Consider the following 14,448-nt stretch of genomic DNA (forward strand, 5'->3'; position numbering starts at 1 on the left):
AAACATTCCGCTTCCGCCGTCGGGCAAATCAGTGATTTAACTCCGCGCGTCTCACCCGAAATGAGGGGCGGCTCGCGATCGTCACGAACGTTGCGGTGAGATGCGGTGGACGCGGGTGTCGCGACTGACGAGCGCGGCACTCGCGGACGGCGAAGTCGTGTGGTTCTGGCGCCCCGACGCTGGCGCTAAGTACGCGAGCAGCAAGAGCTGCCGCGGATGACGGTGGCAAGAAAGCCCGGTCACCGGGAAGAGCACGAAGTAAGCCGTAAACCACTGCGCAGGGAAAGCCGGTGTTGCTTCGGTTGACCTGTGGTCCTACCCCCGTGCTTTTTGTTGCACGGGGCCCACGGGTGCAACCGGCACCCGGCTTTCCCTGCGCCCTCACTTCAATGAGAGGGTGAAACGAGACGCAAACCTCGGGCATCTCTTGTCGCGAGAATGCGGATTCGTATCCTCTCCGCTGTTTGAAATTTGACTTGGACGTAGGATGGGTAGAGCGAAGCGAAACCCATCATTCGTGCCGCTTGCTCCGAAGCCGATGGGTTTCGCTGCGCTCTACCCATCCTACGGCTGTTTGAAATTTGAATCAGAACCTCATCCCAAATCGTCCCGGCCTTACGACGGGACGACAGCGGAGAGTGCGGCTACAACCCCGTATATCCCGCCTTCACATGATCGGTGGTGCCGTCGAGCTGGCGCAGATAGGTCAATCCGCAGACTGTCAACCGGTGCGCGTCGGTCTCGCCCGCCTCGAACAAGGTGCGGACATATTCGGTCACCTTAGCCCGCGCCTCGTCGTTCGCCGCAGCGGTGCGGTTCGCCAGGAGGTCATAGGTCTGCATGATGCGGTCGATCGCGGCTTCCATCACTTTCTCCGATTGGGGGATGATCAGATCACGAGTTGAGTTGCTTCGAACTCGGCGATCGCCTTGTTGGCGAGCTTGATCTTGTTGGTTTCGCCGCGCCGGAACATCTGCACGATGATCGTGAGCAATTGCTCGTTGGTGGCGTAGCTGTCCGGAATGGTGCCGGCCCTGCGCAGATAGTTGGAGGCGATGGCGTAGGCCTCGCCGACCACCTCGACATTCATCGCCCACATTCCGCGCTCGACCAGCATCTCGCTCTCCGTAGCCCACGATAAAGCGCGGAGGCGCGCTTGGTTCCAGTTCCGCAAGAGCTCTTTTTTGCAGTGCCAAAAACAGAAGCGCATCGGCCGGGCACGGCCGATGCGCTTTTGCTGGACGATAAGGGCTTTGCCGGTCTTCTCTTGGGTGTTCCCTTCTTGGGATGTTCTCTTGGGGCCGGCCTGGCCGCTCTGGCGAAGTCTTGGAAGTGTTGAAGTCTTGGAGGCGTTGAAGTGTTGGAGACGTTAGAGGCGATAGAGGATCTGGTCGGTCCAGAACCGCTCGAGCCGGTGCAGCGACTTGTTCAGCGTCGCGAACTCCTCGTTCGAGATGCCGCCGACCTGCTCCACGGTCTTGACGTGCTTCTGGTAGAGCGCATCGACGATGCGGCGGATCTCCTGGCCCTGCGGCGTCAGGCGAATCCGCACCGAGCGCCGATCGACGCGCGAGCGCTGGTGATCGAGGAAGCCGAGCTCGACCAGTTTCTTCAGATTGTAGGAGACGTTGGAGCCGAGATAGTAGCCGCGCGTGCGCAATTCGCCCGCGGTCAACTCCTTGTCGCCGATATTGTAGAGCAACAGCGCCTGCACCGAATTGATGTCGGCACGACCGCGGCGGTCGAACTCGTCCTTGATGACGTCGAGCAGCCGACGATGCAGCCGCTCCACCAAAGTCAGGGCTTCGAGGTAGAGCGACTGCACCGTCGGCTGGCCGGCGGCGCGATCAGCGGTTTCCACCGCCGTTGAGGCAACGGCTTTGATCATGACACTTCCCCTGTTGTCGTTTTTATCGACTTATTCGACGAAACTTGTGTCCCGCCTGATAGGTTCAACTTAAGGGGGCCGTTTGAACATCAGCTTAAATAAGACAATAAAGAGATCATGAATTTAAGACAGTGAATCGCGGATTAAGCCTGTCAAACAAGGACTTTTCGCAACTCTTCATTGACGGTGCGGCGCCCCTGTTCACGCTTCGTCTGCGCACCCTGTCACAATCGGAAACAGCTTCGTTTGAATTCGAAACGACCGCGTAACAGACATGAGGGAACCCTTTACGGTGAGCGAAGGGTTACTGAAAAATTTTCTGAAAATTCTTGCGGCGCCGATAGGGCTTCGTGCACGCGCTCCTGCCAACGCGGCGCTATGGCGGCCGTTCGCGTGCGGCCATCCAGGCGAGCGCGAGATAGCCGGCGAGCATCAAGGCTTCGAACGCCACCACCATCAGGCTGCCGCCATAGATATTCGGAAACATCAGTTCGATCACCGCCATCGAGACGACAGTGGTCAGCCACACCACCGCGCCCCAGGGCGTCGCGAGCCACAGCCCGACGGCGGCGACGAGTTCGATGACGGCGAAGTAGACGGTTGCTGTCTGCCAGGCCATCGACTGGTTCTCGAACGCCTCCTCCTCGGAGCCGACGAAGCCGGTCACCTGCGCCCAGTGGTAGAGGCCCTTGGCGATCGAGACGACCGCCATGATACGGAGGAAGAAGACGAGCCGCCGGGTCCATACATTCGCATCCCGCTCGATCCGGTCCGACGACATCGCCGCAGCCGATATCGCATTGTCCCGCGGTTGGTCGCGCGCGGAGGTGTCAGACATCACTGAGGCTGCCCATGGAAGCGAAATTGGTCATCGGCGCAGTCTTGGCCTGCCGGGCGAGCAAAATCAATTGCACTTGCGGCAGATCAAGGGTGCCGTGACGTTGCCGGACGAGGATGCTAGAATTAGATCAAATCGAAATCCCGCCGGCCGTCTTCAGGAGAATAAGCCCATGGCGATCAAATTCGGGCGCCCGATCGAACTGCGCGACGCGCCAAAGCGGCAGACCGCCCTCGCCTCCACGCCGCTGGATTTGACCATACGGCCGCGCCGCAACCGCAAGGCCGAATGGGCCAGGCGGCTGGTGCGCGAAAACGTGCTGACCACAGACGATCTGATCTGGCCGTTGTTCGTTGTTGACGGCCACAACGTCCGTAGCCCGGTCGCCTCGATGCCCGGCGTGGACAGACTCAGTGTCGACCAGGCGGTGCGCGACGCCGAGCGCGCAGCCAAGCTCAACATCCCCTGCATCGCGCTGTTTCCCTACACCGATCCGTCCCTCCGCGACGATCAGGGCTCGGAGGCACTCAATCCCGACAATCTGGTCTGCCAGGCGGTGCGCGCGATCAAGAAGGAATTCCCCGACATCGGCGTGCTCTGCGACGTTGCACTCGATCCCTTCACCAGCCATGGCCATGACGGGCTGATCGAGGACGGCAGGATTCTCAACGACGAGACTGTCGCTGTGCTGGTGAAGCAGGCGCTGGTGCAGGCCGAGGCCGGCTGCGACATCATCGCTCCGTCCGACATGATGGACGGGCGCGTCGGCGCCATCCGCAAGGCGCTTGACGCCGAGGGTCTCGGCGACGTGCAGATTATGGCCTATGCGGCGAAATACGCCTCCGCCTTCTACGGCCCGTTCCGCGATGCGATCGGTTCGGCCAAGGCGCTGACCGGCGACAAGCGCACCTACCAGATGGACAGCGCCAATTCCGACGAGGCGCTGCGCGAAGTCGAGCTTGATATCGCCGAAGGCGCCGACATGGTGATGGTGAAGCCCGGCATGCCCTATCTCGACATCGTGCGCCGGGTGAAGGACACGTTTGCGATGCCGACCTTCGTCTATCAGGTATCAGGCGAATACGCGATGCTCGCCGGCGCCGCGCGCAATGGCTGGCTCGACGGCGAGCGCGCAATGATGGAGAGCCTGGTCGGCTTCAAGCGCGCCGGCGCCGACGGCATCCTCACCTATTTCGCCCCGCAGGCAGCGGAGAAGCTGAAGGAGCGCGAATAGCGAATGGAAGTTTCCCAATTCGCGATTCGCTACTCGCCGGCCGGCCGCCGAATCGCCGGAATATTTTCGTTCGCTAATGGTTCCGAGGCCTTGGTACTTGGGCAGCCCGTTCCCATGTCCTGCCCGGGATAGATCCCAGTCGGGAGGGGAGATCATGTCTTACGGCGGTTCGGGTAACTATGGTGCCTGGCGTAACGATGGCGGCGTGCCGCCTCATGCTTTCGATCCGCAATTGGAGCCGGAGCTGTTCGGCGGCGTGCTGACCCGGCGGATATTTGCCTTTCTCATCGACATGGTTGTGCTTTCGGTCCCCGTCATCCTAGGGTATTTGTTCATCGCCGTGTTCGGCCTGATCACCCTCGGCCTCGGCTGGGCGCTGTTCTGGCTGGCGTGGCCGGCCACGATTGTCTGGGCGATCGTCTATTATGGCGCATCGATCGGCGGTCCCTCTTCCGCAACTGTCGGCATGCGGGTAATGGATCTGGAGTTGCGCACCTGGTACGGCGCGCCCGGTTACTTCGTGCTCGGCGCCATGCATGCCGTGCTGTTCTGGCTGTCGGTCTCGTTCCTTTCGCCGCTCGTGCTGCTGTTCGGCCTCTTCAACAGCCGCCGGCGATTGCTGCACGACATCGTGCTCGGAACCGTTGTCATCAACAGCTCGGTCCGCGCTCACGCGTCATCCGCAGCGCACACTTATTGAGCCAGCCACAGTACGCCCGCCAAGGCGATTGACCGTTGGCCTCCGGGGCGCGATGCTGGAGGCTTGTTTCGGAGGCCTGACGACACGTCGTGACCCAGCATTCGCGTGATACTCCGCAGTTCTATCTGACGGCGCCGTCGCCCTGCCCCTATCTGCCGGGTCGCCATGAGCGCAAGGTGTTCACGCATCTGGTCGGCGACAAAGCGGGCGATCTCAATGATCTGCTCACCCATGGCGGGTTCCGCCGCAGCCAGTCGATCGCCTACCGGCCGGCCTGCGACCAGTGCCGGGCCTGCGTCTCGGTGCGCGTGATTGCCAACGAATTCCGGCTTTCGCGCAGCTTCCGCAAGGTCATGGCCCGCAATGCCGACCTCATCGGCGAGCAGCGTTCGGCAGTGCCGACCTCCGAACAATATTCCGTGTTCCGCGCCTATCTCGACCGACGCCACCGCCACGGCGGTATGGCTGACATGACCGTGCTCGACTACGCGATGATGGTCGAAGACAGCCATGTCGAAACAAGGATCATCGAGTACCGCAAGCGCGGCGTTGATTCCGGCATTACCGGTCGCGGCGAGGAACTGATCGCGGTGGCGCTGACGGACGTGCTGAGCGACGGCTTGTCGATGGTCTATTCCTTCTTCGAGCCTTCGCTTGAGGGCCGCTCCCTCGGCACCTTCATGATCCTGGATCACATCGCCCGCGCGCGCCGGCTCGGGCTGCCCTATGTCTATCTCGGCTACTGGATCGAGGGCTCCAAGAAGATGGACTACAAGGCGCGCTTCCTGCCGCAGCAGCGCCTTGCGCCGAGCGGCTGGCTCCGGGTCGACGCCGACGGCGACATGGCGTCCGAGCCGCAGGATTGATCGGGATCTCAGCCGAAGAACGTATCGAACAGCAGCTTCACGTTCAGGACCACGATCACGCTCGCCACGAACCATGCGACCGCGGCGACCGGCGTCGAGATCGCGAACTTGCCCATCTTGCGCCGGTCGGACACGAACCGCACCAGCGGAATGACGGCGAACGGAAGCTGCATCGAGAGGATGACCTGGCTGAACACCAGGAGCTCCGCGGTGCCGCGTTCGCCATAAAGCGCGGTGACGATGACGACAGGCACGATCGCGATGCCGCGCGTCAGCAGCCGCCGCGCCCAGTTCGGCAGCCGCAGGCTGAGGAAGCCTTCCATCACGATCTGGCCAGCCAGCGTCGCCGTCACCGTCGAATTGAGGCCGGAGGCAAGCAGCGCCACCGCGAACAGCGTCGAGGCGATGCCGAGCCCGAGCAGCGGCGACAGCAATTCGAACGCCTGCCCGATCTCGGCGACATCTGAATGGCCGCTCCGGTGGAAGGTGGCGGCCGCGACCACCAGGATCGCAGCGTTGATGAATAGCGCCAGCATCAGCGCGACCGTAGAGTCGGTGGTCGCCCACTTGATCGCATCCCGCCGTCCCTCTTCGCTACGCTCATAGGCGCGGGTCTGCACGATCGACGAATGCAGATACAGGTTATGCGGCATCACGGTCGCACCGATGATGCCGATCGCAATGTAGAGCATCTCGGGATTGGTGAAGATCTCGCTCGACGGTGCAAAGCCGCGCAGCATTGCGGCAACCGGCGGTGCGGCGGCGGCGACCTGGATCGCAAAGCAGGTCGCGATCACGATCAGAAGCGCGATCACGAAGGCCTCCAGGAAGCGGAAGCCGCGGTTCATCAGGAGCAGCAGCAGGAAGGCATCGAGCGCAGCGAGCAGCGCACCGGCGATCAGGGGAATGCCGAACAGGAGCTTCAGCGCGATCGCGGTGCCGATCACCTCCGCGAGGTCGCAGGCGATGATCGCGGCTTCGCAGGCGATCCACAGCAGGAAGTTCACCGGCGGCGAATAGGTCGCCCGGCAGGCCTGCGCCAGGTCGCGATCGGTGACGATGCCGAGGCGGGCCGCGAGTGCCTGCAGCAGGATCGCCATCAGATTGGAGAGCAGGATGACCGAAAGCAGCGTGTAGCCGAACTTCGAGCCGCCCGCGAGGTCGGTCGCCCAGTTCCCGGGATCCATATAGCCGACCGATACGAGATAGCCCGGTCCGGCAAAGGCAAGCAGCCGGCGCCACCACCGGCCGGCCGTCGGGATCTCTACCGTCGAGTTCACTTCGGGCAGGCTGCGGGTATCCGGCGCGTCGGCGCGCCATCCGGTGGAGGTCGGCAGCACCTGCGGCAGGGTGTCTGGAGTCAGTTCGGGCGATCGGGCATCCATGACGTCACAATGCCGGAAATCAGTTTTTGTTGCAACTCATTTGCAACTGCATCTGGGAGGTTGGCTGAGCACCATTCGGTGATGGTCGGAGCCGCGCCTAGGGACCGGCGCTCGTCGCGTTGCGGTAAAGTCACACTACCGCACGAACCGAGCTGCGTTACATCATCGTCATATGGCAGCATGAAGTTCCGCGCTAGTGCTTGCAGGCGGGTGTTCCTGAGGGGTGTGCAATCCACAGCGGGAGGCCAGTGATGGCGACAATGAGAACCTTCATTCTCGGCACCGCCGCGGGTCTGATGGCCGCCAGCGGCGCGCACGCGGCGGATCTTCCGATCAAGGCGAAGGCGGTTGAGTATGTGAAGATCTGTACGCCGTACGGCGCAGGTTTCTTCTACATCCCCGGTACCGACACCTGCATGAAGATCGGTGGCTATCTCCGGGTCGACACCACATTCAATGGCGGCATACAGGGCACGCCGGCCTGGAGCGGCGACGCAGGACAACATAACCGCTACTTCGACTACTTCTCCGCCCGCGCCCGTATGCTATTGTCGGTCGATACCCGCACCCAGACCGAATATGGCGTGGTCCGTACCTTCGGGTCGGGCCGGTTTACGTTCAGCACGCTTGGCAACAACACCTTCAACCCGAACTCAATCAACGGCTCGCTTCCGGTGGCCGGCTCGCAGTTGCTCGACACTCCCGGCGGCGGCGCTACTACCATCCAGTTCCTCTTCATCCAGTTCGCAGGCTTCACCTTCGGTCAGTCGGCGTCTGCCTACGCGTCGCCTTGGCAGGGCTACCCCGGCAACATCACGGACTTCCTGCTCGGCGGCGAGAACACCGACACCGGCGTCAACAACATCCAGTACACCGCGCAGTTCGGCAACGGCGTGTCGGCCAGCATCGGCCTCGACGATCCAACGGTGTGGGACCGCACCGCGGTCTACAACCTGTCGCTGCCGCTGAACGCCACGTTCAACACCGGCAACGCGTATGCCGGCGTCCATGCACCCGATGTGGTCGGCAACATCCGCATCGACCAGGCCTGGGGTCTGTTCCAGATCTCGGCCGCGGCGCATGAAGTGAGCGGCTCCTACAACACGCTCAACGCCCTTGGCGCGCCGGCGGGCGCCGTCGGCCTGCCGGGCGCGGCGCCGACGGCGGCATCCGAGCTTTCCGGACATCCCGACACTTCGTGGGGCGGTGCGGCGATGGCGGCGTTGCAGATCAAGAACATCCCGACCGGTGCCGGCGACGACATCAAGATGGACGCGAGCTATGCCAAGGGAGCGACGAAGTACGTCGTCTCGTCGGCTTCAACATCGCCAAGCTTTGCCATGTTCGGCAGCAGCAGCGCTCCCGGCGCCTATCAGAGCATCGGCTTCGGTGCGACGACCGACGCCGTCTATCTGCCGGTCGCAGCCGGCGGCGACGGCTCGCTGCATCTGACGGAGGCCTTTGGCGTTCGCGGCGCGTTCAACCATAACTGGGACCCATATTGGTCCTCGAGCCTCTTCGGCTCGTATGTGGGCGTCCGCTATGACGGCGCCGCCAAGGCCTTCATGTGCGCGAACTACACCACGCCCGGCAAAGCGGTCAGTGCGGACTACATCTGCAACCCCGACTTCAACCTGTCGCAGCTTGGTGTCATCACCCGCTGGACCCCGGTCAAGAACCTGACCTTCTCGGCCGAATTCATGTGGGTCCACCTCGATCAGAAATTCCAGGGCACCGCCGTCCTCGCAGCTTCGGCCCCCAAGCCGTCCGCGCGCTATGAGTTCAGCGATCAGGATACGTTCCACCTGCAGCTTCGCGCCCAGCGGAACTTCTGACAGCGCCATCGCGTCGCGCCGGCCGCTGTAAATACCGTTTCCGACCATCGCCTTCGTCTCGCGCATCGCGCGTCAATGAGTGACGCGCTTCGCGCTCTTGGTGTGCGGCGAGGGTGAGACCGATCGGACATCCACGATGCTGGAATCCGGCTGACCATTGCGAAACTATACCCAGGACGAAAATGCAATTCTGACCACTTGAAAAGCACTGAGGAAGTGCTTTATGATTAGATATGGCCAAATTGCCCTTGGAAGCAGCGACAGCGACCCTGCGCTACACGCTCGCCCCCGATGAAGCGGGTATCGCTGCGATCGAAGCAACGTTTGTCGCCTATGACCGGATGATGACGATTCTCGCCGAGGTTGCCCCTGTCGGCGCCAACCTCGTCGCTCTTCACGCCCAGGCCTACGAAAGGATTCGGAAGGAGACCAACCTGCCGGCCCGGCTGGTCACGCTAGGCTTGCGCGATCGCGCCAACTACGCGCCGGGCGCGACCGTGCGTCGTATCCCGCTCGACGAGAAGTTGTTCTCGATCAAGGGACCAACTTCACTGACCGTTAGCACTGTCAACGGACGTGTCTTGGTCTCGTTCGAAGTGCCGGGATATCTTGCCGGCTGGGAAAGCCCCTTCCCGGCTCACTTGGTCTCGGACGGTCGGAGTTACGAAATCCACATCGCCGTCAAATCGAAATCAACACAACCGGAGGAGACAATGGTTCACGAAGGTATCCTTGCGCGCATGGGACGATTACTGGCGGCCATCGCCAGCCAGACGCTCGACAGCGCGGAGAACAGCAACAAGGTCGCCCTCGTGAAACAGGCGATCCGCGAGATCGACGCTGGCGCCGACGAGGCGCGCCATGCGCTCGGCAAGTCGCGCGCCGAAGAATTCCGCCTCAAGCAGCGGCGCGAAGAACTCGACGCCGAAGTCGCAAGCCTGAATGAAAAGGTGCGGCTTGCGCTCGCCGAAGGGCGCGAAGATCTCGCGCGCGCCGGGGTTGCGCGACAAATTGATCTTGAATCCCAGAGCATTGCACTCGAACGCGCGATGGATTTCGTCGAGCTCGAAATCGACGAACAGACCAAGGCGTTACAGGCGATGCTTGCAGCACGACGTGAAGCGGAAGCCCGGCTTGCCGATCTCGAGAAGAGTCTAGCGCAGGAGGGGATGCATGAAACCGGACGAGCTTCAGCCGCGACCAAAACTGTGAGTCCCGATCGGGCTATGGCGGCGATCGCGCGGGTGACGGGGGTTCCCGCCTCCAGCGTGTTCGCCGACAAAGAACTCGATGAACTCGACAGACTGCATCGCGAGAAGGAAATCGCGGTACGGCTTGAAAGGATCAAATCGCAGCAATGAATGCAATTGGCGACATCCTGCTCGCCTCCGACGTACGGCCCTTCGCGGTCGCGGCAGCAATCATGGTGGCCTTGGGCGGTATCGAACTGCTGACCACCATGATCGGATTTTCAATCAGCGAATTCGTCGGCAAGGATTTTTCGGTCGAGGCCGAGAACAACGGCCTCAACGGCCTGTTTCTCTGGATCAATGCCGGCCGACTGCCCCTCCTAATCCTGATTATCCTGGCGCTCGGTATCTTCGCCATCGGAGGATTTTTGATCCAGGGCCTCGCCCATAGCGTAGGCGCCGGCCTGCCCGTTTCGATCGTCGCAGTGGCAGCCGCGGCCGCCGGCATTCCCCTGATCCGGATGACAAGTCGCGGCCTCGCCCGCATCATCCCGCGGGACGAAAGCTACGCGGTGAGCGATAACGATTTTGTCGGTAAGGTCGCCACCGTGACGGTCGGTCCGCTGGACCAGGGACTTCCGGGGCGCGTCCGTCTCAAGGATGTCTTCGGCAACTGGCACACTGTGTCGGCGCGTGCCGCCAGTGATTCCGAAGCGTTGCCGGTCGGCGCCGACGTCTTGCTCGTCGATCGCGACGCGAGGAGCTTTATCGCAATTGCCGCACCTGCCGATCTCATTGAACAACAAGCATCATCCAACAGGGCATAATCATGTGGGAACTTGCTGTACCCGTAATCATTGGCGTCCTTGCCATCCTCGTCATCGGTCTGATGTTCGCCAAGCTCTACAAGCGATCGACGCGGGATGAAGCCTATGTGCGAACCGGCCTCGGTGGCCAGAAGGTCGTGCTCGACGGCGGCTCGATCGTGCTGCCGATCTTCCATTCGACTGCCGCGGTGAACCTGAAGACGCTACGGCTTGAAGTCGTGCGCGGTGGCCCGGACTCGCTGATCACCAAGGACCGCATGCGTGTCGATATCGGCGCCGAATTCTACCTGCGCGTCAAGCCCGATACTTCCTCGATTGCGCTTGCCGCGCAGACGCTGGGCAGTCGCACCAATAACGCCGCAGAATTGCGCGAATTGATCGAAGCGAAATTCGTCGACGGCCTGCGCTCGGTCGCGGCCACCATGAACCTCGAGGAGCTGCAGGAGCAGCGCGCCACCTTCGTCAAATCAGTGCAGGACGCCGTCGGCGCCGACATCCAGAACAACGGTCTGGAGCTCGAATCGGTGTCGCTAACAAGGCTCGACCAGAGCGACATCAAGCATTTCAACCCGAGCAACTTCTTCGACGCTCACGGCCTCACCACGCTCACCAACATCACCAAGCAGCGCGAGCAGGAACGCAACCAGATCATCCGCAACACGGAAGTGAATATCGCGCAGCAGGACCTGGTCGCGCGCCAGACCACGCTGACGATCGAGCGGACCAAGCGCGAGGCGGAGCTGGCGCAGCAGCGCGACATCGCCAACAAGACCGCCGCCATGCGCGCGGAGACCGCGCAGGCCGAACAGATCGCGCTGCAGAACGAAGCCGAATACCGCATCCAGCAGGAACTCGCGGTTGCCAACAAGCAGACCGAGGCCAACCAGGCCCGCGACAGCCGGAAGATCGAAGCCGATCTCGCGGTCAAACGCCGCACCACCGAGGCCGAGCGCGAACTCCAGATCGTCGCACAGGAAGCCGCGATCGTCGTCGCAGCCAAGAGCAAGGAACAGTCGGAGGCGCAGACCATCGCCGAGACCGCCCGCGCACTGGCGATTGCGGCCGAGGAAAAAGTCACGACTGCAAAGGCGACCGAAATCGCTGAACGCGACCGCATCATCAATGTGATCGCGGCGCGCAAGGTGGCCGAGACCGAGGCGATGCCAATAACAGTCATGGCGGAAGCCGAGCGGCAAGCCGCCGACAACAAGGCGGAAGCCACCAACGTGCTCGCCCAGGCAGATGCCAATGCCGCTACCACCCGGGCTGCAGGTGTGAGGGCACTTGGCCAGGCCGAAGCCGAAGTCGCGACCTTGAAGACCGAAGCGCGCAATAAGCTGAGCGCGGCGATCATCGAGTACGATCTCAATCTCGCACGCATCAACATCATCCCGAACGCGCTCGCCGAGGCCGTCAAGCCGGTCGAGAAGATCTCCGACATCCGGATCTTCGACACCGGCGGCATGCTCGGCCGTGGCGGCAACGGTCACATGAATGGCAGCGGCGGGCTTGGACTGGGCGATGGCCTTGCGGGGCAATTGCTGTCGGTCTCTGCCTTCAAGCCGATGATCGACAAGATTCTGCAGGAGGCTGGATTTCCGGCGGGACCCGACGCGCTGACCAGCCTGACCAGCGCATTGGCGGAGCGGAAGACGGAAGCGCTTGCGGCCGATGAAGCGCCGACGGCGATCAATGGCGCGACAATCCCTGCGCCTGCCGCGGCGCTAAGCAACCCGGCGGTGGAAACGAGGGCGTAGCCCGGAACCATTCATCGCATCCAATAAGCCCGCCGTGTTCCCTCACGGCGGGCCTTTGCTTGTCGGGAAACGGGTGGGATCGGACGTCTTCAAACCACACACTATGGCCCGATCAGAATATCGATGGATGTTCGCCATGCACGTCGCCGAATCCCTTCACCTGCCGTCGACCTTCAGCCGTCTGGCCTGGTCGAACCTTGCCGCGCAGTCGGCCGAGCAGATCGCGCTGGCCGCGGCTCCGATCGTGGCGGTGCTGTTGCTTGGCGTCGGCGAGGGCCAGACCGGCCTGCTGCAGACCGCGCTGACGCTGCCGTTCATCCTGTTCGCGATTCCCGCGGGCGTGCTCGCCGATCGCTTCTCACGGCGCGTCCTGATGGCAGGCTCCGAAGCATTGCGCGCCGCGGCGCTCGCCGCAACGCTGCTCCTGATCTGGCTCGGCCTGTTGACGCTGCCCCTGCTTTCGGTGCTCGGTTTCATCGCGGTGTGCGGGACGGTCGCCTACAGCGTCGCCGCGCCAGCGCTGGTGCCTTCGCTGGTGACGCAGGAACAGTTGCCGACGGCGAATGCGCGAATCGAACTGGCCCGCACCGTCGCATTCGCCAGCGGGCCCGCGCTGGGCGGCGTGCTGGTGGGGTGGGTCGGTGCCGCGCCCGCCTTCGGATTTGCCGCCGCACTCTCGGTGATTGCCGTGGTGCTGCTGGCGGGCATCCACGAACCCTCACGCGCGCCTGCGCCGCGCCGCCATCCGCTGCTGGAGATCAAGGAAGGCGCCGTCTTCGTGTTTCGTCATGAACTGCTGCGGCCGGTGTTCATCACCCAATTCATCTTCAACACTGCCTCCTTCCTGCTGCTCGCTGTTTTCGTGCCTTATGCGATCCGACATCTCGGCCTCTCCGCAACCGGCGTTGGCACGACGCTCGCGATGTATGGCGTCGGCATGGTGGTCGGCGCGCTTGTGGCGACACGGGTGATGCGGCGCCTTGCATTCGGCACGGTGATCGGGCTCGGTCCGGTGACGGGCTTCATCGCTTCCGCCATCATGGCGCTGACGACGATCGTCGCCACGCCGCTGCTTGCGGGCCTGAGCTTCTTCCTGCTCGGCGTCGGCCCAATCCTGTGGGTGATCTCGACCACCACGCTCCGGCAATCGGTGACGCCGCCTTCGCTGCTCGGCCGTGTCTCCGCCATCAACATCATGAGCTATGGCGCGCGTCCACTCGGTTCTGCACTGGGCGCGATCGTCGGCGGCCTTTTCGGTGCGGAGACCTGCCTCTACCTCGCCGCAGCAATCTTCGGCGCGCAGGCGCTGGTGATCCTGCTGTCGCCGGCAGTCTTGCTCGTCAGGCAGCCCGACATGGTCGGCGAACCGGCGGCGTGTTGATGAGAGAAAGATTCAACTGATCTCACCTGCGATCGGAGAATATTCTGCCGTCACGGCCTGATGCCCGGCCATGACGGCAGAATTAATGGCTGGTCTTTCCCGCTTTGTATGATAAACGTCATTCAATATCCGAGCGGGAACATCATGACTGACCAGGCTGCGATCCTTGACGCCACCGCATCTCGCCCCGAATCCTCCTCTGGCGTCGTGCACATCGCGGTCCTGGCCGCGCTTGCCGCCACCGGCACGCTAGTGTTGTGACTCTAACGCTTGTTTCGCGCGGGGGACTTTTTCGAGGATTTCACCCGCGGATTTGGTCCAGATAAAGGGCTTTGGGGCGGCGTTGTGGTTTTCCAGGTATTCCATGATCGCACGCTTGAGCTCGGCGACGCTCTCGAAGGCGCCGCGGCGGATGCGGTTTCGGGTGATCTCGGCAAAGAAGCGCTCGACCATGTTGAGCCAAGAGGCCGAGGTCGGCGTGAAGTGCAAATGGAAGCGTGGGTGTGCCTTGAGCCAACGCTTTACGGCTGGTGTCTTATGGGTGGCA

14 protein-coding genes are annotated in these 14,448 nt (G+C 62.5%); 8 read left to right on the top strand and 6 right to left on the bottom strand.

What is annotated here, in order from left to right:
- Positions 1-644: 644 nt before the first annotated feature.
- The 4 genes from J6497_RS39040 to J6497_RS39055 form a co-directional block, all read right to left on the bottom strand.
- Positions 645-866: a hypothetical protein gene (locus J6497_RS39040; RefSeq protein WP_225709480.1), complete on the bottom strand. Its 222-nt coding sequence runs from the start codon at positions 864-866 to the stop codon at positions 645-647.
- Between the two features lie 23 nt (positions 867-889).
- Positions 890-1,117: a hypothetical protein gene (locus J6497_RS39045; protein WP_225709481.1), complete on the bottom strand. Its 228-nt coding sequence runs from the start codon at positions 1,115-1,117 to the stop codon at positions 890-892.
- Positions 1,118-1,369: 252 nt separating this feature from the next.
- Positions 1,370-1,888: a transcriptional regulator LdtR gene (gene ldtR / locus J6497_RS39050; protein ID WP_225117349.1), complete on the bottom strand. Its 519-nt coding sequence runs from the start codon at positions 1,886-1,888 to the stop codon at positions 1,370-1,372.
- A gap of 376 nt (positions 1,889-2,264) precedes the next feature.
- Positions 2,265-2,726 carry a DUF6163 family protein gene (locus tag J6497_RS39055; RefSeq protein WP_225709482.1) on the bottom strand — a complete coding sequence of 154 codons (462 nt, stop codon included), beginning with the start codon at positions 2,724-2,726 and terminating at the stop codon, positions 2,265-2,267.
- 172 nt (positions 2,727-2,898) lie between these two features.
- Between J6497_RS39055 and hemB the strand changes: the two genes are divergently transcribed.
- The 3 genes from hemB (at position 2,899) to J6497_RS39070 (ending at position 5,526) form a co-directional block, all read left to right on the top strand.
- Complete coding sequence (gene hemB / locus J6497_RS39060) at positions 2,899-3,960, top strand: porphobilinogen synthase (RefSeq protein ID WP_225709483.1); 1,062 nt, start codon at positions 2,899-2,901, stop codon at positions 3,958-3,960.
- Positions 3,961-4,114: 154 nt separating this feature from the next.
- A complete protein-coding gene (locus J6497_RS39065; RefSeq protein ID WP_225709484.1) occupies positions 4,115-4,660 on the top strand; it encodes an RDD family protein in 546 nt (181 codons plus the stop codon).
- 89 nt (positions 4,661-4,749) lie between these two features.
- A complete protein-coding gene (locus tag J6497_RS39070) occupies positions 4,750-5,526 on the top strand; it encodes an arginyltransferase (protein ID WP_225709485.1) in 777 nt (258 codons plus the stop codon).
- A gap of 8 nt (positions 5,527-5,534) precedes the next feature.
- Here J6497_RS39070 and J6497_RS39075 read toward each other — a convergent pair whose 3' ends face one another.
- Positions 5,535-6,911 (bottom strand): Nramp family divalent metal transporter, encoded by a 1,377-nt coding sequence (locus J6497_RS39075; protein ID WP_225709486.1) that lies wholly within the window; start codon positions 6,909-6,911, stop codon positions 5,535-5,537.
- Positions 6,912-7,162: 251 nt separating this feature from the next.
- Between J6497_RS39075 and J6497_RS39080 the strand changes: the two genes are divergently transcribed.
- From J6497_RS39080 to J6497_RS39100, 5 genes are all read left to right on the top strand, one after another.
- Complete coding sequence (locus J6497_RS39080) at positions 7,163-8,746, top strand: porin (RefSeq protein WP_225709487.1); 1,584 nt, start codon at positions 7,163-7,165, stop codon at positions 8,744-8,746.
- Between the two features lie 233 nt (positions 8,747-8,979).
- A complete protein-coding gene (locus J6497_RS39085; protein WP_225709488.1) occupies positions 8,980-10,107 on the top strand; it encodes a PspA/IM30 family protein in 1,128 nt (375 codons plus the stop codon).
- On the top strand, positions 10,104-10,763 hold the full coding sequence (locus J6497_RS39090; protein ID WP_225709489.1) for an OB-fold-containig protein: 660 nt from the start codon (positions 10,104-10,106) through the stop codon (positions 10,761-10,763). The genes J6497_RS39085 and J6497_RS39090 overlap by 4 nt, the downstream gene beginning before the upstream one ends.
- Entirely contained in the window at positions 10,763-12,520 is a 1,758-nt protein-coding gene (locus tag J6497_RS39095; protein WP_225709491.1) for a flotillin family protein, read from the top strand. The genes J6497_RS39090 and J6497_RS39095 overlap by 1 nt, the downstream gene beginning before the upstream one ends.
- Before the next feature lie 136 nt (positions 12,521-12,656).
- Entirely contained in the window at positions 12,657-13,901 is a 1,245-nt protein-coding gene (locus J6497_RS39100) for an MFS transporter (RefSeq protein ID WP_225709490.1), read from the top strand.
- Positions 13,902-14,150: 249 nt separating this feature from the next.
- Here the strand turns inward: J6497_RS39100 and J6497_RS39105 are convergent.
- On the bottom strand, positions 14,151-14,448 hold a 298-nt coding region (locus tag J6497_RS39105), incomplete at its 5' end, for a transposase (RefSeq protein WP_225709433.1).

It is taken from the genome of Bradyrhizobium cenepequi (assembly GCF_020329485.1).
Taxonomy (GTDB): Bacteria; Pseudomonadota; Alphaproteobacteria; order Rhizobiales; family Xanthobacteraceae; genus Bradyrhizobium; species Bradyrhizobium cenepequi.

Coding starts and splice junctions, on each gene's coding strand:
- J6497_RS39040 (WP_225709480.1), bottom strand. CDS start 866: ATGGAAGCCGCGATCGACCGCATCATGCAGACCTATGACCTCCTGGCG.
- J6497_RS39045 (WP_225709481.1), bottom strand. CDS start 1,117: ATGCTGGTCGAGCGCGGAATGTGGGCGATGAATGTCGAGGTGGTCGGC.
- ldtR (WP_225117349.1), bottom strand. CDS start 1,888: ATGATCAAAGCCGTTGCCTCAACGGCGGTGGAAACCGCTGATCGCGCC.
- J6497_RS39055 (WP_225709482.1), bottom strand. CDS start 2,726: ATGTCTGACACCTCCGCGCGCGACCAACCGCGGGACAATGCGATATCG.
- hemB (WP_225709483.1), top strand. CDS start 2,899: ATGGCGATCAAATTCGGGCGCCCGATCGAACTGCGCGACGCGCCAAAG.
- J6497_RS39065 (WP_225709484.1), top strand. CDS start 4,115: ATGTCTTACGGCGGTTCGGGTAACTATGGTGCCTGGCGTAACGATGGC.
- J6497_RS39075 (WP_225709486.1), bottom strand. CDS start 6,911: ATGGATGCCCGATCGCCCGAACTGACTCCAGACACCCTGCCGCAGGTG.
- J6497_RS39080 (WP_225709487.1), top strand. CDS start 7,163: ATGGCGACAATGAGAACCTTCATTCTCGGCACCGCCGCGGGTCTGATG.
- J6497_RS39085 (WP_225709488.1), top strand. CDS start 8,980: ATGGCCAAATTGCCCTTGGAAGCAGCGACAGCGACCCTGCGCTACACG.
- J6497_RS39090 (WP_225709489.1), top strand. CDS start 10,104: ATGAATGCAATTGGCGACATCCTGCTCGCCTCCGACGTACGGCCCTTC.
- J6497_RS39100 (WP_225709490.1), top strand. CDS start 12,657: ATGCACGTCGCCGAATCCCTTCACCTGCCGTCGACCTTCAGCCGTCTG.